Origin of the sequence: Photobacterium sp. Hal280 (assembly GCF_037162255.1) — a bacterium.
GTDB lineage: Bacteria > Pseudomonadota > Gammaproteobacteria > Enterobacterales > Vibrionaceae > Photobacterium.
On the sequence record NZ_JARLUO010000001.1, the window covers coordinates 1,053,826 to 1,078,762 of the forward strand.

Annotated in this window: 25 protein-coding genes and 1 pseudogene; 22 read left to right on the top strand and 4 right to left on the bottom strand. The window is 49.6% G+C overall.

Annotated elements, in window-relative coordinates:
* Positions 1–222 precede the first annotated feature (222 nt).
* Complete coding sequence (locus P4S53_RS04990; protein WP_337111665.1) at positions 223–1,743, top strand: putative bifunctional diguanylate cyclase/phosphodiesterase; 1,521 nt, start codon at positions 223–225, stop codon at positions 1,741–1,743.
* Between the two features lie 24 nt (positions 1,744–1,767).
* Here the strand turns inward: P4S53_RS04990 and P4S53_RS04995 are convergent, their stop codons facing one another.
* Complete coding sequence (locus P4S53_RS04995) at positions 1,768–2,556, bottom strand: AraC family transcriptional regulator (RefSeq protein WP_337111666.1); 789 nt, start codon at positions 2,554–2,556, stop codon at positions 1,768–1,770.
* A gap of 204 nt (positions 2,557–2,760) precedes the next feature.
* Between P4S53_RS04995 and P4S53_RS05000 the strand changes: the two genes are divergently transcribed.
* The 18 genes and pseudogenes from P4S53_RS05000 to P4S53_RS05085 all read left to right on the top strand — a co-directional run bounded on the left by P4S53_RS05000 (position 2,761) and on the right by P4S53_RS05085 (position 19,519).
* Complete coding sequence (locus tag P4S53_RS05000; RefSeq protein WP_337111668.1) at positions 2,761–3,303, top strand: 3'-5' exonuclease; 543 nt, start codon at positions 2,761–2,763, stop codon at positions 3,301–3,303.
* A 271-nt stretch (positions 3,304–3,574) separates the two neighbouring features.
* A complete protein-coding gene (locus P4S53_RS05005) occupies positions 3,575–5,338 on the top strand; it encodes a sulfatase-like hydrolase/transferase (RefSeq protein ID WP_337111669.1) in 1,764 nt (587 codons plus the stop codon).
* Between the two features lie 101 nt (positions 5,339–5,439).
* Entirely contained in the window at positions 5,440–5,793 is a 354-nt protein-coding gene (locus P4S53_RS05010; RefSeq protein WP_120512607.1) for a RidA family protein, read from the top strand.
* A 327-nt stretch (positions 5,794–6,120) separates the two neighbouring features.
* Positions 6,121–7,086: a LysR family transcriptional regulator gene (locus P4S53_RS05015; RefSeq protein ID WP_337111670.1), complete on the top strand. Its 966-nt coding sequence runs from the start codon at positions 6,121–6,123 to the stop codon at positions 7,084–7,086.
* A 238-nt stretch (positions 7,087–7,324) separates the two neighbouring features.
* Complete coding sequence (locus tag P4S53_RS05020; protein WP_337111671.1) at positions 7,325–8,305, top strand: diguanylate cyclase; 981 nt, start codon at positions 7,325–7,327, stop codon at positions 8,303–8,305.
* Positions 8,306–8,313: 8 nt separating this feature from the next.
* Positions 8,314–8,598: a diguanylate cyclase domain-containing protein gene (locus P4S53_RS05025; protein ID WP_337111672.1), complete on the top strand. Its 285-nt coding sequence runs from the start codon at positions 8,314–8,316 to the stop codon at positions 8,596–8,598.
* A gap of 192 nt (positions 8,599–8,790) precedes the next feature.
* A complete protein-coding gene (locus tag P4S53_RS05030) occupies positions 8,791–8,997 on the top strand; it encodes a Flp family type IVb pilin (protein ID WP_337111673.1) in 207 nt (68 codons plus the stop codon).
* 5 nt (positions 8,998–9,002) lie between these two features.
* Positions 9,003–9,407: a prepilin peptidase gene (locus P4S53_RS05035; RefSeq protein ID WP_337111674.1), complete on the top strand. Its 405-nt coding sequence runs from the start codon at positions 9,003–9,005 to the stop codon at positions 9,405–9,407.
* Positions 9,395–9,874, top strand: coding sequence for a TadE family protein (locus P4S53_RS05040; RefSeq protein ID WP_337111675.1), 480 nt, complete (start codon positions 9,395–9,397; stop codon positions 9,872–9,874). The genes P4S53_RS05035 and P4S53_RS05040 overlap by 13 nt, the downstream gene beginning before the upstream one ends.
* Before the next feature lie 60 nt (positions 9,875–9,934).
* A complete protein-coding gene (gene cpaB / locus P4S53_RS05045; RefSeq protein ID WP_337111676.1) occupies positions 9,935–10,966 on the top strand; it encodes a Flp pilus assembly protein CpaB in 1,032 nt (343 codons plus the stop codon).
* Between the two features lie 14 nt (positions 10,967–10,980).
* Positions 10,981–13,242, top strand: coding sequence for a pilus assembly protein N-terminal domain-containing protein (locus tag P4S53_RS05050; RefSeq protein ID WP_337111677.1), 2,262 nt, complete (start codon positions 10,981–10,983; stop codon positions 13,240–13,242).
* A gap of 48 nt (positions 13,243–13,290) precedes the next feature.
* A pseudogene (locus tag P4S53_RS05055) lies at positions 13,291–14,283 on the top strand (CpaF family protein); the annotation flags it as partial.
* Positions 14,277–14,537, top strand: a complete 261-nt coding sequence (locus P4S53_RS05060; protein WP_337111680.1) for a hypothetical protein — start codon at positions 14,277–14,279, stop codon at positions 14,535–14,537. The pseudogene P4S53_RS05055 and the gene P4S53_RS05060, both read left to right, overlap by 7 nt.
* A complete protein-coding gene (locus P4S53_RS05065; protein WP_337111681.1) occupies positions 14,534–15,415 on the top strand; it encodes a type II secretion system F family protein in 882 nt (293 codons plus the stop codon). The genes P4S53_RS05060 and P4S53_RS05065 overlap by 4 nt, the downstream gene beginning before the upstream one ends.
* Positions 15,416–15,478: 63 nt before the next feature.
* Positions 15,479–16,375 carry a type II secretion system F family protein gene (locus P4S53_RS05070; RefSeq protein ID WP_337111682.1) on the top strand — a complete coding sequence of 299 codons (897 nt, stop codon included), beginning with the start codon at positions 15,479–15,481 and terminating at the stop codon, positions 16,373–16,375.
* Between the two features lie 58 nt (positions 16,376–16,433).
* The gene (locus P4S53_RS05075) at positions 16,434–17,189 is read left to right on the top strand and encodes a tetratricopeptide repeat protein (RefSeq protein ID WP_337111683.1); all 756 of its coding nucleotides are present in this window, start codon (positions 16,434–16,436) and stop codon (positions 17,187–17,189) included.
* Positions 17,189–17,542 carry a DUF3613 domain-containing protein gene (locus tag P4S53_RS05080; protein ID WP_337111685.1) on the top strand — a complete coding sequence of 118 codons (354 nt, stop codon included), beginning with the start codon at positions 17,189–17,191 and terminating at the stop codon, positions 17,540–17,542. The genes P4S53_RS05075 and P4S53_RS05080 overlap by 1 nt, the downstream gene beginning before the upstream one ends.
* A 171-nt stretch (positions 17,543–17,713) precedes the next feature.
* Positions 17,714–19,519: a pilus assembly protein TadG-related protein gene (locus P4S53_RS05085; RefSeq protein ID WP_337111686.1), complete on the top strand. Its 1,806-nt coding sequence runs from the start codon at positions 17,714–17,716 to the stop codon at positions 19,517–19,519.
* Between the two features lie 316 nt (positions 19,520–19,835).
* Here the strand turns inward: P4S53_RS05085 and P4S53_RS05090 are convergent, their stop codons facing one another.
* The 3 genes from P4S53_RS05090 to P4S53_RS05100 all read right to left on the bottom strand — a co-directional run bounded on the left by P4S53_RS05090 (position 19,836) and on the right by P4S53_RS05100 (position 22,501).
* Positions 19,836–20,147 (bottom strand): GIY-YIG nuclease family protein, encoded by a 312-nt coding sequence (locus P4S53_RS05090; protein WP_337111687.1) that lies wholly within the window; start codon positions 20,145–20,147, stop codon positions 19,836–19,838.
* A gap of 257 nt (positions 20,148–20,404) precedes the next feature.
* Complete coding sequence (locus tag P4S53_RS05095; protein WP_337111688.1) at positions 20,405–21,352, bottom strand: helix-turn-helix transcriptional regulator; 948 nt, start codon at positions 21,350–21,352, stop codon at positions 20,405–20,407.
* A gap of 156 nt (positions 21,353–21,508) precedes the next feature.
* On the bottom strand, positions 21,509–22,501 hold the full coding sequence (locus tag P4S53_RS05100) for an alpha/beta hydrolase family protein (protein WP_337111689.1): 993 nt from the start codon (positions 22,499–22,501) through the stop codon (positions 21,509–21,511).
* A gap of 337 nt (positions 22,502–22,838) precedes the next feature.
* Between P4S53_RS05100 and P4S53_RS05105 the strand changes: the two genes are divergently transcribed.
* Genes P4S53_RS05105 through P4S53_RS22595 form a run of 3 tightly spaced genes read left to right on the top strand, consistent with a single transcriptional unit; the run spans position 22,839 to position 24,874 of the window.
* Complete coding sequence (locus tag P4S53_RS05105) at positions 22,839–24,068, top strand: hypothetical protein (RefSeq protein WP_337111690.1); 1,230 nt, start codon at positions 22,839–22,841, stop codon at positions 24,066–24,068.
* A 9-nt stretch (positions 24,069–24,077) separates the two neighbouring features.
* Positions 24,078–24,713, top strand: coding sequence for a hypothetical protein (locus P4S53_RS05110; RefSeq protein ID WP_337111691.1), 636 nt, complete (start codon positions 24,078–24,080; stop codon positions 24,711–24,713).
* Positions 24,714–24,715: 2 nt separating this feature from the next.
* Positions 24,716–24,874 carry a hypothetical protein gene (locus P4S53_RS22595; protein ID WP_442958628.1) on the top strand — a complete coding sequence of 53 codons (159 nt, stop codon included), beginning with the start codon at positions 24,716–24,718 and terminating at the stop codon, positions 24,872–24,874.
* The last annotated feature ends 63 nt before the right edge of the window (positions 24,875–24,937 follow it).

The following is a 24,937-nucleotide window of genomic DNA, read 5'->3' on the forward strand; positions in this document are numbered from 1 at the left end:
ATCGTGTTAACTAATAAGTCTTGTAGCAGAGCCAGAACATCAAATGGCCGTATTACAACAAAACAACACGATAACAATCACATATTTTCCCGAGTTGGCGAAGGACGTGACGGTGATCATTTGGGACGAGGTAATCCATTTATGAGCCATTCTGCGCAGGGTAGGGCTGGTCGTGAGGCTAGCTTGCAATCGCTATTTCATTCAATGTTCCTGAAGCGAACCTTGATCAAACTTGCTGTCTTTGCCGCGATCTGGCTGCTTTTAGCCAGTCAGTTCGAGTTCTTCGAGCACTTTACGCTTTGGGTTGAGCAGTACCGCCAATTCGGACTGGGTGCTTTCATTTCGCTGCTGTTCGTTTTGCCTTTCGCGCTTGTGGCACTGAGCTGGCGACGGCTCAGTCAGATGAGTCTCATGCTGAAAGCCGGTGAACGGGACAAAGCCGCCATGTACAAACTGGCGATGCATGATGCACTGACCGCACTGCCGAACCGGCTGTATTTTTCACAGCAGCTTGAGACCGCCCTTCAGCATGCAGGCGATAACGATGCCTGTGTTGCCGTGTTAATGATGGACTTAAACAAATTCAAGCAGATCAATGATGCTTACGGCCATATTGTGGGCGATGAACTGCTGGTGGCAACGGCCGGACGGCTCAAGCATTTGCTGCGCATGCATGACACCATTGCCAGGCTGGGCGGAGATGAATTCGCACTGATTCATGTTGGCGGGCAAGAGCCGGATGAAGCATCGGCCCTGGCGTCCCGCATTATCAAAGCGATGTCTGAACCCTACCACATTCGCGGACAGCAGATTCTGGCCGGTGTGAGCATTGGCATCGCCATGTCGAACCATGATATTGAACCTGTCGATCTGCTGCGGGCCGCGGATACCGCCATGTACCGCGCCAAGATGGACGGCGGCTCGACGTTTTGCTTCTTTGATACCCGGATGGACGAGCAGTTAAAGCAAAGGCAACTGCTGGAAAGAGACTTACGCAAAGCCATGGCGCAAGACTTGCTCGAACCTTATTATCAGCCGGTGTTTGATTTGAAAACCAGCCAGTTGCAGGGATTTGAAGCTTTGCTGCGCTGGCGCCATCAGCGCGAAGGCATGGTGTCTTCTCAGGAATTTATGCCTGTTGCCGAAGATGCCGGATTGATTCAGGCGCTGGGTGACTGGGTGCTGAAGCAGGCGTGCATGGCCGCAAGGGACTGGCCGGAGGAAATGAGCATTGCGGTCAATATTTCCGCCCAGCAGCTGAAACCGGACACCTTCTGCCAGACAGTACTGGAAGCGCTGCAGGAATCCGGACTGGCGCCAGGACGCCTTGAAATAGAACTGACCGCCAAAACCGTCCAGCAGGATCCGCCGAAAGTGCGTGCCATGATGCATGATCTGAAACATATCGGTGTCAATTTAGTACTGGATGATTTCGGTAACGGGAATGCCTGTTTAACCATACTGCGGGATTTCCCTTTCGATAAAGTAAAAATTGCACGCGCCTGTGTTGGCACCCTGCCGGGTTCTGATGCCAACAAGGCCCTCATTCAATCTGTTGTGGGTATGAGCGAGAGTTTGGGCGTGCAGGTGGCCGTGGTCGGGATTGAAGATGAGGTTCAGCTCTCATTGGTCAAATCACTGGGCTGTCAGCATGGCCAGGGCTTCCTGTTAGGGCACCCGCTCAGCAGGCATGCCGCCGGACGTTTGCTGGTGGGGCTGCCGGATAAAGCCGTGGGCAGCTAACCCGGCGGTTGTACTGTTTTTGCGTTACCGGGCCCGGATTTGCTTTTGTCTGTACTGTTCCGGTGTGCATTGCGCATGCCGTTTGAACAGGTTAATAAAAGGCGAAGCCTGGTGATAACCTAAGGTCAGCGCAATTTCTTTTACAGACAAACCTTTCCTCAATAAGTGCAAAGAGTAGATAAATTTTCTCCTTTGCCGCCATTCAATGAAACTCATCCCGAGCGTATCCTGACAATGGCGAGCCAGTGTACGCTCAGAGGTATGCAGCTTTTCTGCCCATGCCGCTAACGTTGTGCCGTCGGTCGGATTTTTTTCCAGCGTACGCAGGATGGGTTGCAGCAGCTTATCTTCACTGCTGGGCAGAAACTGATCGTGGATACGGGCGTGTCTGAGCTGATCCAGCAGGACGTCGATCAGGCGTTTATCTTCAGCGGTTTCTGCCACCTGCAACTGTCGGTCGCGCAGATCATTGACGATCGCTTCAATAATCGGATTGACTTCCAGCAGGCAGGGAAAGCTCGGCAGTGATTCAGCCAGTGGCTGAATCAGGTTCATTGAGCAGTAATTCATGCTGCGGCGCATGTAACTTTCGTGCTCGATGCCGGGCGGTATCCAGATCGCGTACTGTGACGGTGATAAAAAGCGTTTCCCTTCGGCGTTTAACTCCAGAATACCGCCACTGATGAGCTGTAACTGCCCCCAGGGGTGCGTATGTTTGGGTGTGGTGGTATGGGGGAGAAATGCCTGATGGCCGAAAAACACCTCGCCGGGCGGGTTGTTATCGTCAAACAGCGGGCGGTAGACGTTTTTCATTGCGGCATCCTTTCATCAAAGCTGCCACAAGAGTAATTCCGACGGGCTGTTGTTGGCAAGGGGCTGAAGCCAGCCGCCATCCATGCTATCCTTCGCCGCTTTGTTCAAAGCGAATGGCTCAAACTCTATAATCATCCGTGTTGGTGAGTATTTACTTTCAGAACTGATGATTATGAAGTTTGGTATGACGGATAATGGAAAATCATGAATTTTAACCGCATCGTTTGTTTTGATCTTGAAATGTGCTGCTGGAATGAAGACGGTGTCGCCCGAACCGGTGAAATCATTGAGATTGGCGTGGCTGAACTGAACCTTGAAAAGGGCACGATTTCACGCCGGGCGCAATACTATGTTCAGCCGGAAAACGACGAAATATCGCCCTTTTGTACCGAGCTGACGGGCATCAAGCCTGAAGTGGTGGCGCAAAACGGCAAACCCCTGGCCAGCATTCTGGCTGCAATGGAGCAAAAATTCGGTGGCCGTCATAAAATCTATGCGGCATGGGGGCGGGACGATGCCATCCTGCGTACGGAGTGCAAAGCGAAAGATCTGAACGTGCCCTTCAGGGAATACCTGAATCTGGCCACTCTGTTTAAGCTGCAGCCACACGTGAAAAACAAGCGTATCGGGTTACGGGCCGCCATGAGTATGAGCGGACTGGAGTGGGAAGGCCGTCAGCATTCAGGCTATGTTGATGCCTATAATCTGGCCCGGTTAGCGCGTGTCATGCTTTGCCCGTCTGAGTAAGCATTGCCGGCAAGCTGATTGTCTTTTCAATGGCACAGGTCACCGTTTGTGATGAGCGGTTGCCTGTGCATTTTGTTTGTTCTTCTGTTCTTCTGTTCTTCTGTTCTTCTGTTTTCATCCTTCCTTATTCGCTTTCAGTTTCCTCTCCGTCGTTGACCTGCCGGTTTGGTGATAAAAAATAGTGCTTTCAGGATTATTTTGACTTCCTAGCCGGGCGAGCTTAAATCAAATAAGTACCCGGATATCTTTCTCAGAAAGAAGGGAAGCGCCTATGCCTGCCAGTCACAACCGTCGGAGCGATGCATCAAACACTGCACGCAACCCAGTGCCAAACGCACTGGTGACGCTGGTGTCTGGCATGGTGGTTGTGGGCGTGCTGCTCTTTCTGACCCGGGGCTTTTTCGCGCAACTGATTTTTCTCAGCCAGTCAGAAAATCCGGTGCGCAATGTGGCGGTGTTTGCGGCGATCTGGCTGATCGCCATCGCATCGCTCAAAGCGGTGTTCACGGCCAGGCGAACCGGGGTGCATGTTTTCTGGAACCTGTTTCTCAGTCTGGCTGTATTGGCCCACTTATCCCTGCTGTTGATTCTGGCGGATAACCTGACGCTGTTCGATATCAGGCGCATGTGGATTGAGCGCGGTGAAGCAGGTGCCGCTTTGCTGTTTTACTGGTCAGAACTGCTTCTGCCTCTGCTGATTGCAGTGGCATTCTGCCTGTCTTTGTTCAGAATCAGAACCTGGCTACTGTCTCGGTTTTGTCCCTCCTCCTCCGGTGTTGCTGCCGGATTACCTGCGGTTGTTATCGGGATCCTGGCTGCCATGGTGGTGATGAAAGGGCCGGTGGCGGCGCAGGGACAGGCAGGTATTTATGTCCTGCCTGGTCTGTTCAGTGTGATCCTCTTTGAGCAGGTGATGGATGAACGGCCAGAGAGACGATCGGTCACGGCCATAGCCCGGCAGCCGCTGGTCAGCAATATCATTGTTGTTGTCGACGAGAGTGTCAGCGCTGATTTTCTCGGGCAGGACAGCGAGTATGCGCTTGTGCCGGCTTTAAAATCGCACGCGGATGCTGTCGTCAATTATGGCGTCGCGACGTCGGCACATAACTGCAGCAGCTACAGCAATGCAGTACTGCGCTGGGGAGTGGCCCCCGGCGCCTTTGAGCAAGCCTTACACTTACCGACCATCTGGCAGTACAGTCAGGCATCCGGGTATACCAGTACCTATATCGACGGCCAGAAACCGCCAGGCACACTGACCAACTTCATGAATACCGATGAGCTGAGCTTTATCAATCAGGTCATGCAGCTGAATGTTGAGCAAATTGAAAGGCATCAGGCTTTTATGCGGATTGATTTCGAGATTGTCGATCATTTAGTGTCGCTGGTGGCTGATGATAAGCCAGACTTCATCTATATCAATAAACTGGGTGTGCATTTTCCCTATGAGGGGAAATACCCGGCCTCATCGACCCGATTTCAGCCTGCGATGGCGTTATTTGAACCGATTGGTCACAGCGATCGTCAGGCGCTGATGAATTCCTATAAAAATGCCATTGCCTGGAATGTGAACGGCTTCTTTGAACGCTTGCTCACCCGCATTGATTTAGACGATACGGTGGTGATTTATACCTCAGATCACGGACAGGATTTACTGGAAGCAGGCAAAGGATTGCTGACACATTGTAACCGTAACAGCGGCTCTGCCTATCAAGGGATGGTGCCCATGGTGGTGCTGACGACGCATCCGCAACTGCGGCAGCGATTTGAGTCATCGCTGGCGGAGAACCGCGATCAATTGTCGCATTTCAATGTGTTCCCCACTGTGCTTGAAATCCTGGGATACGATCACAATTTTGTGAAGCAGCATTATGGGGATGCCATGTTTTACCCGGTGGAACGGATCGGGAAATTCTATACCAGCGAATTATTTCTTCCTGAACATGCTCAGCACGACTATGAGTGGCAAAGTGTGCCGCTGCGAACACCTTCCCGGTTACTGCCGGGAGCGCTTGCCAGCCAGCATGCTGACTGACATGGATTTTCTGCCTGATGGCAAAAAACAGCATCATTGATTGATTCATCGCGACAGAAAACATACATTGTTGGGCTTTTCACGTCAGTTAAGGAATTAAAATGGATATTCAGCGAATTAACCCAACAAAACGTTGGTCTGATGTCACTGTATTCAATGGTATTGCTCACTTTGTCGAAGTCCCTGAATCGGATACCAGTGCTGATATTACGGGTCAGGCCGAGCAGGTTTTCGCACAGGCTGAAGCCATGCTGGCCAGCGTAGGTAGTGATAAGTCGCGTATCCTGTCCGTCACGATTTATATCACCGACTGGGCTAACCTTGCTGCTTTTAATGCGGCCTGGGATGCCTGGCTGCCAGAGGGCGCTGCGCCAAGCCGTGCCTGCGTGAAAGTAGAACTGGCTGATCCGGATTACCTGGTAGAGATTGCTTTCGTTGCCGCTGCCGGTAAATAGAGAATCCATTGCCATCATTCCTGTAAATGATGGCAATTTCCCCTCCTGTTTTGATGCCATTCATTTGTACTGACTCTCGGCCTTTCTGACTTCGCCGCGATGCTGGTTTGTAATTTCCTACCGATTGTCATGCGATTGGTTTCTTACCTCTTGTTATCAGACGATTAAAACTGATAGCTTTGCTGATTAGGCATAGTCACTTGTCCGTGATGTCCGTAGGTTATTATTGAGGCGTATTGCATGCGGTTGCCTTGGTATTGAACACTCAGTTGCAACCCTGTTTGACTGCCGTGAATCGTTTTTTGGTGGATGTTCGTGAAGTAAAGGATGGCTACATTGAAAGGATTGGGTTTTGATCTTCGCTCGTTAGAAGTTTTCGTGGCTACCGCGCAGTCAGGCAACATGACGATGGCGGCTAACCAACTGGGCCTCACACAGTCCTCCGTTTCTCAGACACTTTCTTCCCTTGAACACAACCTGAAAGTGATACTGCTGGACAGAAGCGTTCGCCCGGTTGAGCTGACTGTCGCCGGACGATATTTTTATGACCAGTCATGCCATCTACTAGCTGAAGCAGAAAAAACACACGGCGTGATGACGAAAAGCAGTTTTCAGAAACTGCATTTGTTACGCATTGCCATGGTCGATTCGCTGGCCACCTCGTTAGGACAGCCGCTGGTCGAGGTGATTAAACGACATACAGAAAACTGGACGATCAATACTGGCCGCTCCCACATGCATGCTCAGGCGCTGCTTTCACGCAATGTGGATATTATTATTTCTGACGACGCGCTGGAAAATAACGATCACCTCAGCCGTTACCGCCTGCTACGGGAACCCTTTGTTCTGGTCATCCCCAGCCAGTTTGCCAGTCAGTTTCAGGAATTACAGCAGGTTGCAGAAAAGCTCGATTTTGTCCGTTATTCCAATGACTCGCTCATCGGCGTGACGATTGAACGCTATTTACGCCGGTTGGGGATGAACGTGCCCGTCAGGATGCAGCTGGATAATACGTTTGCCGTGTTATCCAGTGTGGCCGCCGGGCTTGGCTGGACAATCACGACGCCGCTTTGTATGTTCCAGTACGGGCTCACCAATGACAAACTCACCTGTCTTCCGCTTCCCCGCGAAGAACCCTTTTACCGCAATCTGACGTTGGTCTGCCGTCACAATGAGCTGGGAAACCTGCCGCACATTCTGGCTGAAGACAGCCGTCAAATGATTAACGAACGATTTCTTCCTCAGATCCGGGATGCATTACCCTGGTTGGATAAAGAACTGTATGCCGGATAAAACCTGCGACTGTTTGATTCTAAATAGAATAAATGTGATTCCCACCCAGCATACAAAATGATGCCTGCATTCTATTTTGGTAATTATCAACAGTGTGGACTAGGTTGAACTTATCGATAGTGGCAAAAAAATACTAAAGTGATCTGAGCACAACGATGGATCACAACGACTATCGGCTGAAACGGGTCTGATATTTCAGAGGTTATCGCAGCAGACACAATGGAAGTGTGTACCTATCATGAATTCGCTGGAATTTTTTCTGAGTTCTGTGCTTAGCGGCATCAGTAGTCTGTCTGATTTTACATCGGTATGGAGAGAACTGTTTTCGCTTCATGTTAATTTACCTTTCTTCTGGCTGGTACTGACAGGTTTAGTACTGGTGGCATTGTTGTTGTCTGTGGTCAGCCTGTTGTGGAAACAGCACAACCGGCGTTCCCGTATTCACCGTGAGCTTGCCCGCGCCAATCAGAGAATGAGCCTGGCAACCTCTGTGGCGGGAATTGGCGTCTGGGAATGGGACGTGAACAACGACACCCTGCAATGGAGCCCTTATCTCTATGATCTGTATGGTATTCGTGTCGGCAGCAAGCTGGCATTGAGTGACTGGATGTCGCGCTTGAAAAGTGGCGATGGCGATAAGGTGAAACGGCTGAAACAGATCGCAGGTAAAAATAAGCAGCAGACCTTGCTGATCGACATGATCGATCCGCTGGACGGGCAACCCAGAGTGCTGGAGTTGGTGGTGCAGGGGCTCGTGAATGACGCCTCTCGTCTGATTGGCACCCAGCGGGATATTTCAGATGTCATTGAACGGCAGCGCCAGATGGAGCAGGCTGCTTTGCAGGACAAGCTGACGGGTCTGCCCAACACACGCGCGCTGAATCGGGTGCTCAAAGCCGCCTTTGCTGCACCGGACGTAGAAAACAAAGTCTTCGGACTCATGTTTATCGACCTGGATGGTTTTAAGCAGGTCAACGACACGCTGGGCCATGATGTCGGTGATGCTTTGCTGCAGCATGCTTCCAAACGGATGCGTGGATGCCTCAGGGTGGAAGATGAAGTCTTTCGTCTGGGTGGCGATGAATTTGTCGTCTGGGTGCCACTGGGTGAATACGCAGTGAAGATTAAGAAACCCGCGCAAGACAGTGTTCTCGAATATGACGAGTCTGATCGCCGGGACCCTTCCATTCTCACCTGGGGGACAACGATGAAGAGCTGACCTTCAGAATGGAAACCATCGCAGAAAAATTACTGCACACCCTGACCGTGCCTTTTAATTTTGGTGACAACCAGTGCCGCGTCTCTGCCAGTATCGGCATTGCCCGATACCCGGTGCACGCCAAAGATGCACCAGCGCTGCTCAAACGAGCCGATTCTGCCATGTACCAGGCCAAGCGTAAGGGAAAACGCCAGTTTGCTCATTATGACCCGGCACCCGAACCGCGTGAAGAAAACGGACAACTGGATGATATTGCAGAGAAACTGCCAGAGAACAGGCAGGCGATTGGGTAACCATGATTCGTCACTTTATTGACGTCTTACATTTTTATTAAGCCTGTATCAGATAAAAACACAGTGCTTATGAAAAAAAGTTCAACCAAGACAATAAATTTTTTACACAAAATTAGTACAGAATCTAATATTTGAGACATAGAAGAGAAAAACTATTCTACAAGAATGCTTAACCAGAGTGAGGGATGTTCCATGAAGTATTTCGTATTAGCTTGGATTCACACAACTGACTTTATTCATCGTCTGATGAAAGAAGAAAAAGGTGCTTCTGCGATTGAGTATGTGTTGATTGCGGCAGTGATAGTTGCTGCAGTGACGACAATGAAAACACCATTGACTCAAGCGTTTACAACAGTAACAGGTAATTTAACGAGTGCGGTTGCTTCTAGTGCTCAATAATATTTATGAATCTTTATGATGAATATTTTTTAGTCTTTGTTTTATCATTGTGTGCAATGCAAGATCTTAAGTTAAGAAAAGTCAGTAATGTTTTCCCTGTTATCTTACTGATATATTTTTTGTTTCTTAATGATGAAGGTGTATTTGATATACATGAGAGTATATTTTCATTAATTTTTGTTGCATTGCTCTCTTTGCCGGGTTTTATCAAAGGGGTGTTTGGTGCTGCTGATGTAAAACTTGTTTTATTACTTTCAGTAATTTTGCCAGCGTCTAAGACATTAGACTTTTTACTGTATTCATTTATTAGCTTCGCAGTGTACTGGCTGTTGTTTGCCCGTGGCCAGAAAGAAGCTCCCTTTGTACCAAGCCTGTTGGTTGGGGTGGTTGTATCGTTATGGATTCTATAAGAAAAAATCGATTCAGGATCAAACGAATAAAGCAGCAGGGCTCTGCAGCACTGGAAACGATATTTCTTTTACCTGTCATCCTGATGATCTTTTATGCCGTTGCCCAGTACAGCCTTATCTTTGTTTCCATTCAGATGCTGAATTATGTTTCGGAAGAGGCACTTCGTAAGAGTGTTTCCTATGTGGATGAGAATTGTTATTACGGCGGGACTTGTGATAGCAGTGAACTGGAAGATCATATTGAGCAATCTGCGGAGTCTTTAATCAAAAGCTACACCGGATCTAATTCAGGAAGAGGTTCGCTCTTTGGGCAAAGTCTGGATGATAACCTTTCTATCAATATCGAATCAGATACATTTTGCTGTAAAGTCACCATCATCTATAACTATAAGAACAAACCATTCTTACCATCTTTTGGTTTACCTGTTCCGGACGAATTAAAATCGACTGCTATATTAAATTTATAGAAATACGCTCAGTTTGTATTTCTGAAATGATGCTGCCTGGCAGCGAGAGTGAGGGTAAAAATGCAGGGACGCACATTAAAAATTGCTGCTGCCGTCTTATTGGTGATGGCACTCTTAATTGGCTGGTACGGGGTGACTTTGAGTGGTCGCACTACAACTCAGGCGGCATCGCCGGCGGTATCAGTGACTAAGCCTGCGGTGACTGTCTGGGCTTTTGCGAAAGATGTGCCGAAACAGGCGGTGCTGACCGAAGACATGCTGGTTGCCACCCAAGTGACCGATGCCACTGCCGAAGACATTCGTGACTATGCTCCCCTTATTGGCAGGCAGCTGAAATTGTCTGTCGTGAAGGGAACCCGCCTCAAATCTGCGCTGTTACAGGGCCAGTTACCCATTGCACAGTCTCTGCCTCAGGGATACCGCGCAATTGCGATTCAAGCCAGCGAGCTGACCACAGTCGGCGGACACGTTCAACCCGGCTATCGGGTGGATGTGATTTATCTGCTTCGTGCGAATAAGGAATCGGGCGACAACAGTACTGCCCGGCGTATTCTGAGTAATGTAGAAGTGCTGGCTGTCGGGGATCAGCTGAACTTCGACAGTAATAAAACAGAGAAACAAATCAATGATAAGGCCAGAACCGTCGTGCTGGCCGTCCCTGCCACAGATACGCCACAGCTTTTGCTGGCAGAAACCACGGGGCAACTCAGGCTGGCGGTCGTTGGCACTCAGGAGCTGGCGCCGGTTGCTGAGTTAACGGCTGATCCGGAAAGCATGATGGCCTACTCACCTGTTTCCGGTCAGACATCCGGCGTTGCGGCGCCTAAAGTCATTGTTTCTTCTCAGAAAACGGCCAGCACCGCGCAGGGGGCTCCACCCGTCATGATGACAGCGCCCAGTCATTCAACGGTCAAAGAACCTGAGGATGCCAAGCAAGACGACAGTTATGTCATCTCATTGAAAACATTGGGAGGGTATCGCGAAGCGGAAGTGGAAGTGAAAAAACCGACGCCGGTGAAATACCGTTACGTTGCCCCTCGGGTTGAGGTGTACCAGGGCGAGAACCGAACTCTGGTTCGCACCAGTCACTGACAGGGAGAGAGTGAATGCTGCGTTTTGTAAATGGATTTTGTGTGTTTCTGGCTTTGAGCCTGAGTGTGTCCGCCGATGCACGTGATTTTCAAATGGATGTCGGCCAGCAGGTCACAGTGCATTCTGGAAAGCGCATTCAGCGGGCAGCCATTGGCGAGCCCTCTGTCGCGGGTGTCAAAGTATTGAGTACCTCTGAGTTGCTGGTGACAGGGAAACAAACCGGCTCGACATCGCTGTTGATCTGGGAGCGGGGTTCCGAAGAGCCTGTCCGCCATCGAATCTCGGTGAATCCCGGTGGTGTTGCAACCTCCAATATTCAGGTGCAGACCGACATCAAAGTGGTCGAAGTCAGTAAAAGTGCGCTCAAAGAAGCCGGCTTCTTTTTCGGTAAACAGGGCACTGGCGGTACGTTTTGGGGCATTGGAAATTCAAGCGCGATTACGGGCGCGTCATTTAATGGCTTTCGTGGCAGCTTCTTATCCAGTGGCGATGCGTTCAATCTGGTGATTGGGAACGTGGCGGATCATTTTCTCGGGACAATCAGTGCCCTGGACAGCAACGGCTTTGCCTACACGCTGGCCGAACCCAGCCTGGTGACTATGTCTGGTCATACGGCGACCTTTCTGGCCGGCGGGGAATTTCCGTATCCGAAAAGCACCAGTGATAATGATATCAGCATCGAGTTTAAAGAGTTTGGGGTTCGTTTGAACCTGACGCCGACTGTGATGTCGGGCGATCGCATTATGCTCAAAGTCGCCCCTGAAGTGAGTGAGCTGAACTATGCCCAGGGTGTACAGGCATCCGGCGTCATCGTGCCGGGATTGTCGGTTCGCCGCACAGACACCACTGTCCAGCTGGGCAACGGCGAAAGTTTTGTGATCAGCGGGCTGGTCAGTCGCAGCACAATCAAAAATGCCAACCGTTTCCCGGGATTGGGGGATATTCCGATTCTTGGCGCCTTTTTTCGCTCAACCCGGTTAGAAGAAAATGACAAAGAACTCATGATGGTTGTTACGCCACATCTGGTGAAACCCTTTGCCAGTAATGCGCCGCTGCCACCGTTACCGGGCGAAATGTACCGTCAATTCAAACCCAATTTTTTCGAATTAATTTTTCTGGATGCTGAACCCAGAGAACTACCCGTAAAAATGGGCTTTTCAGGGAGGGTTAAGATGCAGCTCATGGCCTATACGGCGGATCATCACGCCAAACTGGATGTGTCTGAAGCGATCCCTGAAGGATGTACGCTGACATGGATAGAAGATGCGTCCCATCTGAGCTCTAATCTGGCCTGGAAGCAGACGCGTATTCTGATCCTCGTGGCCTCTGACTGGCCAATGCCGGATATCGACAGCATGATGGATAACTTTGCTCCCCGGCACGTCATCCTGGTGGATCTGACGCCCGAGGCGCACTGGCATGGCATCCAGCAAAACCAGCTGGTACGGAAACATCTTCACTGGTGTGAGCTGGAAGGACTGACCGATCTGATTATTCAGCTGACACAGATGACCTCTTTTGAGCCAGAGTCGCGACTGGCTTTGCTCTCTCCCCGGAATGATTGTGATGGGGCTTTGCTGGCGATCGCCACAGCATCGCAGCTGCAACGAAAGCACAAACAGCCTGTCCTGTTATTGGATCTGGGGCGACCTTACAGCGACGTGTCTTCGTATCTGGGGAGCGGTGATCGGATTGATTTTCTGACCTTGCTGGAGAAGAAAGATTACCTCAGTGCGCAGTGGCTGGCGGAGCAGGATCTGGACGCCGCAAGCGGCATTCATGTCATCGGCATGCCGGAATCGGACAATTACAGTGCCGTGACCATGGAAGCCCTGGTGGACGTGATGGATCTGCTGGAAGGCATGTACAGCAATATCGTGATTAACCTCACGGGGATGCCCCCCAGCCCTTTGCTGTTCTTCATGGTCAATCGCTGTGATCAGCATTGGCTGCTGGCCGATCAGAAAAATGTCAGTCTGAAAAGTGCCTGTGATCTGGCGGAATTACTGTATCTCCAGGGGATCAGGCCGGGCAGCGTGAATTTAGTGCTGGCGCCTTTTTCCCCGGAAGTGATGCCAGGGAAAGAGATGATCCAGAATCAGCTTCCTGTCTTAGTTCGTGGCGACTTGCCTTACACCTTTGCAGTCATCACTGACATCAATGCCAACGCACTGTTTCCGCCCAGCGGCGAGTTCAGATTGTATATGAAGGCGGTTGAGAAACTGCTCTGGCTGTCGACCGAAAAATCACGCTGGCAGTTTTCTCTGGGCTGGTAAGTATCCTCAGGTGATTTCTCAAATCAAGGAGTCGGTATGGGAAATGAAATGGTGTGGCCAAGCCGGGAATTGGTGATTCAGCAGGAAGAATCGACACTGGCTCTGAAAGCGGAATTGCACCGCTATATTATCGAGCAGCTCGAAGAAGATGGCCTGATGTTTGAGATGGAACGTCAGGAAATGCAGCCGCATGTTCATGATTATGTTCGCCAGTATTTTCAGCAGCATAAGGAACAGAATCAACATCTGAACATGCAGGAACTGGTCACGGAACTGATGGACGAAATTGTCGGTTTTGGCCCGTTACAGAACCTGCTGGATGACCCAAACATCGACGATATTCTGATTAACGGCCCGAAAAATATTTATGTGGAGCGAAGTGGCCAGTTAAGCCGGGTTTCCCTGAGATTCATGAACGATCAGCATGTTTTGCGGGTGATTCGCCGTATGATTTCGCCCATCGGCCGGCGAATTGATGAGTCCAACCCTATGGTGGATGCCCGGCTACCCGACGGCAGCCGGATCAACGCCGTGATTCCCCCTTTGTCGATCGACGGTCCTTGTCTGTCGATCCGGAAATTCAAAAAAGAAGGCCTGACGGCGGATACCTTAATTCAAAATGGCGCCATGAGCGTTGCCATGCATCAGTTGCTGAGAAGCTGTGCGAAATCGCGCTTTAATATTCTGATCAGCGGGTCAACCGGGTCAGGTAAAACCACCTTGCTCAATATTCTCAGCCAGTACATTCATACCGGTGAACGGATTGTAACCATTGAAGATGCCGCCGAACTGCAGCTCAGGAACGGGCATGTTGTCCGTCTGGAAACCCGCCCGCCGAACTCAGAGGGCCATGGCGAAGTCACCGCCAGAGATTTGCTCAAAAATGCCCTGCGGATGCGGCCTGATCGCATCATTCTGGGTGAAAGCCGTGGTGGTGAAGTGCTGGATATGCTGCAGGCGATGAACACAGGCCACCAGGGGTCGATGAGTACCCTGCATGCGAACTCCCCCGTGATGCGCTGGTGCGGCTGGAAATGATGGTGACACTGGCCGGTTTCACCTCTACAGAATCGTTGATTAAGCAAATTATTGCCACTGCGCTGGATATGATTATTCAGGTTTCACGCCTGCCAAACGGTAAGCGGGTCATTACTCACATTGTTGAGGTGCAGGATGTGGCGGATGATCAGATCCGCATACAGGAACTGTATCAGTACAACCAGCAGACAGAAGATTTCCTGCCGGTTGATGCCATGTCAGCCCATCTGCGTAAAAAGCTGGAGGAAGGGCTATGAACAGCGCGATCTTTATCGCGGGGGTATTGCTGATTGCCAGCTGCATCTTGATGGTGATTGCAACCCGGCGTCCCAAAGCTGCGACAGAAAAAGCTGCGAAAGAGAAAGCCCAGAAACAGAGTGCTGACGAACGGCCCGTACAGCGCAAGGATCGCATGCTGGAAAACTGGCAGCGACTGGGACTGAGTACCTCGGCTTACATGCTGGTGATTTATGGAGCATGCCTGCTGTGTGGCCCTTTCGTGCTGGCTCGCCTGACCGGTATTGGTGGACTGGGCATTGGTTTGTTTGTGTCTGTGGGGTTTATTCTTCTGCTGGGGCAGATCCGCAAAAGCAATAAACGGCGGAAAATCCTGCAGCAGTTACCTGGATTTATTGATCACCTGAATCGCCGTATCCATGTGGGGATGTCGCTCAATAAAGCGGTTGAGCAGGTGCTGCCTGCCATGAATAACCCGCTGCGCAGTGCTGCCCAGCGTGCAGTTCAGCGTACCAGCCTGGGCACAGAACTTTATGACTCTTTCTATAAAGAAGCCAAGATCACCGGTGTGCAGGAGTTTGCTCTGCTGGGTTCTGTGTTTAAGGTGAATCATCAGTTTGGCGGCAGTGTGACGGCGGCATTAGAGAATCTGGTTGAGCTGCTGCATCAGCAGGAGCGCAGCCAGCGGGAACTGAAATCAATGACAGGCGAAACTCGGGTGACGGCCTGGGTGATGGGTGTGGCCCCAACGGCCATGGCGATGTATATGCTGGTGTCTAATCCTCAGCAGTTGTTGTCGATGTGGGCAGATGAGTCCGGCCGACAGGCACTGATGCTGGGCATTGGGGCGCAGGTGCTGGGCGCCCTGGTGCTGTGGCGCATGGTTCGGTCGTTATAAAGGGGTTGGGCGGAATTCAAGCCGCCAGTTTGAGTGGTTCAAAAGTACAGGTAGGGAAACAGAATGACAGTCACCGCGTATTGGATCATTGCCAGTTTTTTGCTGACGGCAGGCGGGGCCGGTCTGATGTACTGGTCAGTCAAATTACAGAAAGCGCGCAGCGTCGAGCAAAATCTTGCTAAATCGCTGGGGAAGACACCTGGTGAGCGCGTGATTCAGACAGGCCAGATGTTGTGGGGCAAAACCAAGCGGCGCAACGCCTCATTTCTGAGCGAGATTCTGGAGATGATGCGCAAAGCCGGATACATCTCCAACCGCGAACAGACACTGGCCGTGTTCAAGATGGCAGCCGTGTGGTGTGCTGTTCAGCTGGTGTTCGCCAGTCAGCTCATCCAGGCCGATGCGCCGGTAAACAATAAAATCAGCCTGGCGTTTATCAGTGCGCTCGGTACGGCGTATCTCACGATTCAATGGCTGAAGAAAAAAGCCGCCAGGCGCACCCGGATCATCGATGAAGAAATGATCATCGGTCTGCAGGTGATGAAAATTTTGTGGGATGTCGGACTGTCGCTGGAGAGCCTGTTACGCACCCTGACCCGTGAACTGTCGGAACTGACCCCTGAGCTGAATAAGGAACTGAAACTGGTGCTCAGCAAAATTGAAGCGGGCCAGGAACGTGCCTCGGCATTCAGTGAAGTGGCCAGCGTGAACGATTCCACCGGCATGCAGGATCTGTTAACCATGCTGGCGCAGGTCTCTGAAACCGGCGGCAATATGTCGGCTTCGCTCAATCAGTTGTCTCAGTTGCTGCAGGACAGGCGGCGGACGCAGCTGCAGGAAAAAGTCACTAAGCTGTCGGGGAAAATGTCAGTGGTCATGATGGTGTTCCTGTTTCCGGCGCTGTTTGTCGTGTTAGCCGGACCGGGCTTCATGGCCCTCATCAAAGCAATCGGCAGTTGATGCCTTTTGCTTTCAGCCGGTGACCGTCAAGAAAAATAAGAATGACAAGGATGCGCATATGAAAAGCCCGTTAAGGAACCGAACGATCAGACATTACCGCTATTGGGCGGGTGGCCTGCTGGCAATGACTTTGATGGCATGCGCCGGCTCGCCTGAGGAAGAAACGGCTCAGCAAACAGCAAACAAGGCCGTACAGTCCGGCGCTTGCGGAGAAACCCTGGTCGCCAAAGACGGCATGAAGCTGTCGATGGTGAAACAGCAAATGGATCAAGGCCAGTATTATCTGGCGTTGGCGGCTTTGGATGATCTGGATGAGGATGGCCTGAGCGTGAAAATCATGCGCGCCGATAGCTACCGCAAACTGGGCAAATGGGATAAAGCGTCCGCTTTGTATCAAGAGATGCTGAACACCTGCCTGGCTGGCAGTGCGTATCACGGACTGGGCCTGATCGCCTCATATCAGGGCAAGATGCAGGACGCCATGAAGTGGATGGAGAAAGCGGCCAAAGCGGCCCCGGTTGAAGCTGATGTCCGTAATGATCTTGGCTTTCTGCTGCTGGTCACAGGGCAGGATCAGAAAGCCAGAGACGAATTGCTGACCGCGCTGGAGCTGAATCCGTCGCACCCGAATGCGGCGAAAAATCTGTGGTTCGTTTTGTTGAAAACCAACCAGAAACAAGCGGCTGCGACGCTGGCGTCCCGGTTTGAATGGGACTATGCCGATCAGCAGGAAATGATGGATGCCATTACTGCCTTCAGACCGTTGCAGCTGGATCCTTCTCAATCGGGCAAAGAAAGTACAGGAGCTTTGTGATGAAAGGGACATGTATCTATTTTTTCAGTGCGATGGCGTTCGTGTTGGCGAGTACCGCAGCAATGGCCGAAACATCTGATGCTCAATCAGCAGAAACACGTACTGGGACTCAACCGGGCAAAATCAGTGCATACCCGGCAAGCACCACAGCGCAGTTAAAACCTGTGATGAAAAGCGAGCGCAAGAACATGACACAACTCTGGCTGAATATGCAGACGCGCGGCCAGATGGCAACATCCCAGACCGATACCCTGACGCCGGAAGCCGCGAAGGCAACACAAGAGCGTATGCAGCAAAGCTTCAGCCACCCGATTCCGGACAAATTTATCAAAGATAATTTTGGCGGCAGTTAATGGTGAACACAACGCCAGATTTCTGCGCATGACTTGTCATGCCCGCAGATGAACTTGTCATTCCCGCGCAGGCGGGAATCCAGGTTACGGAACATGACGCTGATCCATCAGCACTGGCGGCACACTGAACAAACAGTGTCATCACTCACAGTCGCCCTGAGGAGCTAGGATATGTTGAGTCCATCAAGATCACCTGGTCGTTTTGCCCGGAGATCCCGCCAGCGCGGCGCGGTCGGGATCGGTCTGATTTTACTTATGGTCAGCATGGTGCTGTTTCTGGCGATGGCCGTCGACACCGGCCGCCTCTACATGGAAAAACGCAAGCTCCAGAAACAAGCCGATTTGGCGGCACTCAGTTTAGGGCGAAGTGCCTGCTATATCGACGGAATCAACAATAAAGAAGCTCTGGAGACACTGGTTAAACAGAACCTGGCTGCCAATGGCTTTGATACCACAGCATCCAACCCCACCATTGAATTTGGCGCCGCGCAGATTACCGGCAACGAATGGCAATTCGAACCGGCGAGCACAGTCGTCAAAAGTGCCGGCAGAGTCACCCTCAGTAAAACCGTCCCCGGCAGTTTGATTTCGCAACTGTATAACCCCAATGATGTCACTTTAAGTGCCTCGGCGGCTGTGTATAAACGCATGTCGGTTGGGTTTGGGGTGGGGTCTTCGACTGCTCGCCTCAATCCAGATGCGGGATTGTTGAATGCGCTATTAGGATCTGCGTTACAAGGTGCTCTCAGTTTAGATGTTGCTTCTTATAAAGGATTGGCAAACACCGAGATAAAACTTGGAAGTCTATTATCGGCCATGGATAAAATGGCATTATTATCTGTAGAGTTATCTGCTGGTACATTAGATCAAGTTCTTAGTACTGATATCAGTGTGGCTGAATTGATTCAAGCCAGCATTGATGCAGTTGATGAAAATGATGTACTGGATGCGGCTGTTTTACCTGCTTTAACTCAATTGGATAGCCTTGCAAAAGTATCAGGATTAGATCTCACTTTATCCGACATCTTGGAGCTAGCTGCTGGTGCTGATGATGAAATGAATGAAGAAATTCGTCGAGCGGCATTAGCTAGTCATATTGCATTGTATGATTTAATTACTGGGGCTATATATGCAGCGAAAGGTTCAAACGCAATTGAAATTGATAGTTTGAATGTCGATACTGAGGGATTGCTTGGTCTAAGTTTATTAGCATTAACTGTTGATGCCACGATTATTGAACCGCCCAAATTTACTGTTGGTGTACTACCTGTTGTAAATGGTAGTTCAGGAACAACAGTGGAAACAGCACAGGTTAGATTAAAGGTTGGATTGGATTTACCATTAAATGTTTTATCCCTTCCTGGTATTTTAGATACAGATCTTTCCTTGGGCTTAGCTATCGATGCAGCAAAAGCGGAAGCTGAATTGTTAGATATGACAAACTGTACTCAAGATGGCTATCAGTTGAAGTTTGGTGTTAAACCAGCGTTAGCTTCGGTTAAGTTAGGCAGTAGAGCCGATGTTGATCAACCAGCGAAATTATCAGCGACTGTTTTAGGTGGCACTGTCAACTTGGATGTAAATTTAAGTGCGAATATCTCTGAACCTGAAAGTTCAAAGTCATTATTAGTTGTAGATGCTGAACATGGTGATATACCTAATGTTTATTCCTTAACTGAAAATATTTCTGATAATTTAGATAGTCTATTGTCTAATGACAGTATTATTCATGTTGATACTGAAATAACCAGTAACTTAGGTGTGCTTAATATACTCTTGGTTACCGTATCTGATTTAATCGATGCATTAGTGAATAATGTTGTTGGTGGGCTTATTTCAAATCTTCTTGCCCCTGTAATTTTATTGGTAAGCCAACAAGTATTAGACCCATTACTCAATCTTCTCGGCATCCAAGTTGGTACAGCCGATGTATTCGTCACCTCAATTGAAGTGGATGGCGGGGGTTTGATTGAGTAATGACCTGCTGAGAATATTTTGAGTTTCGTGTTTCAATGGATTCCGCTTTCGCGGGAATGACGTTTAAATTATCAATAATGTTTAAAATACCAATAAATTTCAACTATAGATAATGTTTATGTAATAGTCATGTTGTAAGTTAGGTTAAAGGACGTGCTTGATATTTTCAATATTCCATTTAAATAATTTATACAAAGTTTTTTTGATTGTTAATGTTAATCCTGCCTATCTTAAAATATAGCGATGATTTATTATTCATCAGACTGATAACTTCAAGGTTGAATAGCAATAACTCACTCAGCTGTAATTTTTTATGTCATTCCCGCGAAGGCGGGAATCCAGTGATTTCAGAGTACAGTTCACGCCATTGTGGGTTAGATTTCTCAATCAATTTTATTTTCCACTGCCTTCTCCATTTCTTGAGTTGTTTTTCTCTCTGGATGGCAGAATACATATCGTCTGCTTGTTCAAAGTATACTAGGTGTAGCACATTATATTTTTTAGTAAACCCATCTTTTTCTTTCTGCTTGTGTAAGCAAATACGATTTACTAAATTGCTCGTTACACCTATATACATGGTTCCGTTTTTCTTACTGGCAAGAATGTAAACGCAAGGATGTTTATCCATATTATTTATCCATCGCAAGTGGCTTTTTGATTTATATTGGGGTTTTGTTAGTAAATATAAATTAAGTTAAGTGAAGTTATCGACATGGTTAATAGCTAGCACCAAAGTGTTGAAATGTGATTTCACTTTTCTTAGATGCAGTTTGCGTTTTCGACTTTGTAATGGATGAAATGGTAAATATGAAATTCAGCCTTCGAGATATATGGACTACTTTCTCACAACGAGAGTGCAGCTACACTTTTCCTTAATCAGACACTTTATGTGATTGCCAACTGAACCGGGATCTGAAAATGAAAACTGGCTGTACCCGTGAAACGGGTATCCATCTCCAGCAGTATTTCGATCAGGCTGCCGTGATTGTCGAGGGGATAGTCAAGTAATTCGGCTTGCCGGAACAGGCTCTCAATGGCATTGAGATAAGCAATGTCAGAGGCGACGCGGACTTTGCTACATAAATAGTAGCCTTCTGCAATCAGATGGTCGTTTGGCTCTGGTGGTGTTCGCCATTTTCCTGTGACGGAAGTGATGTCATGCCAGGGCCGATCCAGCTCCAGAACCGGTGTGGCGCAGAGCATTTTGGCCGTCTGCTGCCCGTGTTGATTGAACAGATTGTGCCAGTCTCCTCTGTGGGCCGTCTGCCTGAAGATCCCTCTTGCCGGAAACCAGATCAGCTCACATGGCATTGAAGCCGCCAGCTGCTGTTCAATGGGCGCTTGTACCACTTCAGAAGTGTGATGCTGGCTGGGATGCGCCAGTTTCCTGAGTAAAGCGATGGTCTCATCTGGCGTGCCCGTTTCTCCCAATGCTTTGATTTGTTTTGCCTGAAAGCCGGTTTCCCGCTTCAGCGCTTTCGCCAGTGCCTGAGACGAGGAATAGCCGCAAGACAGCGCAATTTGGGTAATTGAGCTGTTTCGCGACACCAGCAACTGTGAGATGGCGTATTGCAGCCGGATACGGTGTAAATATTGCCCCGGCGTTTCATTGAATAACTGAGTAAACTGCCGGTGAAAATGAAAGGGCGATATGGCACTTCTGTTGGCAATTTGCTCCCAGGTCAGTCTTTCACTGAGCGTACTGTGCATTAGCTGCAAGGCCATTTCGAAGCGCTTTCGCACATTGTCCGCCAGAGGCGCGAGCAGTGTGCTCTCGGGCACGAGTTCATAGAGCGATGTTGAGATATCAAAAGAATCCGTCGTCTGTTTCATGGCTGAGAGGGCGAAGTGAAAGTGGGGGTCACTATGCGCCCTGATGCAATCATTTGCAAGGTGTTGACGGGTCCTGATTTGCTCGCGATAGCATCGATCGCTACAACCCGAGGGTGGCTGCGATGGGTTGATATGGACTGTCCGTTTTGAGCAGGCTCAGCCAGGGGAGTGAGCCGTTTGTTGTGTCTGCTGGTTCAGCCAGTGGATCAGCGTCGGAACGGTGTCGGGTGCCAGTGCCGACTCGCCAAGCCAGTGGAGTTTGAGCAGATCCCCTGTATCCATACGCTGTCTGGGAAAATAGGCTGAATCCAGCAGCCCGTGATTGCCGCTTGCGATCAGCCGGGTTGAGACAAAGGGGTTTGAAGCGCGCTGGTGTCTTTCAAACTCCAGCCGGGCATCGACATTGAGATCGTCTTCTCCCCAGAGGAACAGAGTCGGTGTATGTATCAGCGGGTAGTCCTGCCGGGCATCTGACTGCAGATTCTTCAAAACAAAGTGGTACCTGTCTGCCGGCATGGCGTGATCACCCATCGCTTGCCGGTAGTCTGTATAGTCGGGGGCTTGAAGCAGTAAGGCAATTTCCTCGTCATACGCCTTGAGGGCTGCCTGAATCTCTGCCTCTGTCGCCCCGGCTTCCGTGTGTTTGATCCGGGTATAGTAACGGCTCTGTTCAATCCAGTTCGTTGCAAAGCCAATACCAACCATAAAGCCAAACTGTGTCGGGTGATCGACGGCCAGAGACGGCAGCACCCAGCCAGCCTGACTGAACCCCACTAAACCGGTTTGCCGGGCTGTAAAGCCATGCTGGGACTGAACCCATTGAATCGCATCAAGCACTTCGGCCTGTCTGTCTGCCATCGACTGCGCAAGCCAGTCACCGGTAGATTGCCTGACGCCAGGTTTATTCCAGCTCATGATTGCGTACCCTTCGGCGCGGAGCTGATCCCACAGCAAAGGGTAATATCCGTAAGCGTCATAGGGCATCTCACCGTCACCATGCACGAACAGCAGTACGGCTTTGCCGGGTTGCCCGTTGGTGGGCGACAGATACACCCCGGACAACCGGTTATCACCGCTCTGGAAAACAATATTTTCTTCTGACGAGCAGGCAGAAAGAGTCAGGACGAAAAACAGGACAAGCAGTTTCATTCAGTTCACCATTATCTGCTGAGAGCGTGTGCCATGTGCCAGCACAAGTATCGGGAGAGTGGCTCACGAAAACGTGTCCCTGTTTGCTGTTTGATAGAATGGGCGTTTGCGCGGTTGCAACTTTTACCTGGTCACATTCTTGGTGTGACTTGAGTCAAATTGTTAGAAAAGCCGTCAAATGGTCAGTGCTATCCGTCGAATCCACTGCTTTTAGTGTCACTTTGTCATCTGCTGATTTTTTTATCTCAGTGCTATTTTAATGCCTTGTTTTATGAGTGGTTGTTATCCCGATTCAGTGTAGCTGCGAGTCGTGGCTGCAAAATAAGAGGCGATGAGTATGCGCTATGAGTTGATGGAGTCACACAGGTTATCTCTTAGTGATTTGCACCGGGTTCTCAGTCCGGACAGTGCGAGGTGGCGAATTCAGGTCGAACACAGCATTAAGATTAAAGGTTTGGACGGGTTGCCGCTTCGTGACAGAAACTCCCGTGATGATATTCTCCGCAAAATTCAGAGTGGTGAGTTGGTATTGTTGGGGGATAGCGGTGATTTGTATGATGCTTCAGGTCATCTGAAATCGAATTTACCTTTCGGGTTTTCCAGTCGAATGCGAGTCTTGCAGAAAACGGCACGGCCGACCCGCTATGTAAAAGCACATTATGCCCCTTTTGATCCGGATACCAATATGTACGAGACGGTAGCCGAGGTCGCCACTCGTGTCGTTGGTGCCAGCAAGCAGTTCGTGAACGACTTTGTCCGTCATCAGGCTGCTCAGATGGGTGAGCATTTTGCAGAAGAAGGCGTGTTTGTAACGACCGACACGCAAACCGGGCAAGTCTTGACCCCGGAGGCAGTTTCGCAGGCTTATATCGACAGTGCACATGAGATGTTCCCGATTGAAGGGAAGCTGGAACAGCAAGGGGCTGAAACGCTCAAAGGCTATGAAAGTTATCAGGCGATGGTTCCGATTGTCAGTTTAGCGGCGGGCGGCTATAAGGGGATGTTTAAGCTGGCCAAAGACCCTAAGTTGCTGTCTGATCTGCTCGAAGCCGCTTTGCGGGATGCCAGAAGTTTGCCTGAGGCGCTGGGTCAGTTGGGGATGGAGCACGCGAAGCAACGGCTGGGAATCACTAATCATCCAGATTATATCAACCGTTACCATGGCCCGGATTGTGTCGGTTGTGATGTGGCCGGTAATTTAGTTGAGATTGAGAGTAAAGGGACAGCAGGAGCAACAAAAGCTGTGAGTTTGAATGTGGATCAAATGAAACAGTGGTCTGCGGCCAAAAACCTGAAACGAGCACAGCAGATGATCGGAAAAGTAAATAAAATTGGCCAGCCTTCTGCCCGGCAGGGAGGTGAATACACAGATGGCGAAATAGATCTGTGGGAAAATATTGAAATGCGTTCTGGGGAAAAACGACATTTACTGGTTAATACAGATACCGTATCAGGTAGGGTTCGAGTCTACGAGCAAGATGAAAAAGGTAACATTATTGAACAGGTTGATGACTTCGTTATTGAGCATTACAGCGAAACAAAAGCTTTCTTAGAATCCCTTTTTTAGGACTTTATAATGAAACAACCAACAAGAGAAAAAATTAACGAGTGGATCAATACGACTGAGCGACTTAGGTCCCGAAAGCAAAAATTGTTTAATGATGGTTACATGCAGTTGAATAACCTCTCAATTGAAGGGGTATTCTATAGTTTCTCATTGTATGACAAACATGATGCTATTTGTTTTGCTCTACTGGATGATAAGGCACAAGCGCTTGAGTCATTGAATCGCTCAGTCACAAATGGAATGATTCCCTACCAAATGGCATTTGATGACAATTGTGAATTTCATGAAATCGCTCGCTCACCCGAAGATAACGGATTTATTCACTTACCGATTGCACATCAACAAGCGCTGACAATGGCTGCGTTGAATAATGATGTTTTGAACCAGAGTCTGCTCCCTTTTTTACTTCTTCTTGAGAGCGATTTAAACGATGGTGATTCTATGGAAATGGTGCAAACAGTAGAAGCATTGCGCAATATTCTTGCTCATGGCGATGATGCAAAAAGTGAGGCATTACTCAAGGTTGCGTTAGATCATAGCAAGACTCACCCGATTCAAGGGGGTGGCGACGTCGAACTTATACCATCAATCTTTCATTGTGGGCCATTTTGCGTCGTGACCAGCACACTTTTGATGAAGCATTAGCTTTGAACCTGAAAGACTATGAACAAGCAGCGAAGCGTGAGGTCCGAGGTACGCCGGAGGCATACGTCAGTTTAGCTGCCGTTGGACTCGTCAAACTGGCCCGCCGCTATGGCCTGAAGTATGACGGTGACCATCCGTTGATCCCAGCAGCGTTACTTTGATCAATGTTGTGCAAAACTCAGCTCAACAAGACATAACCTGGCCGCCATGTGCGGCTTTTTTGT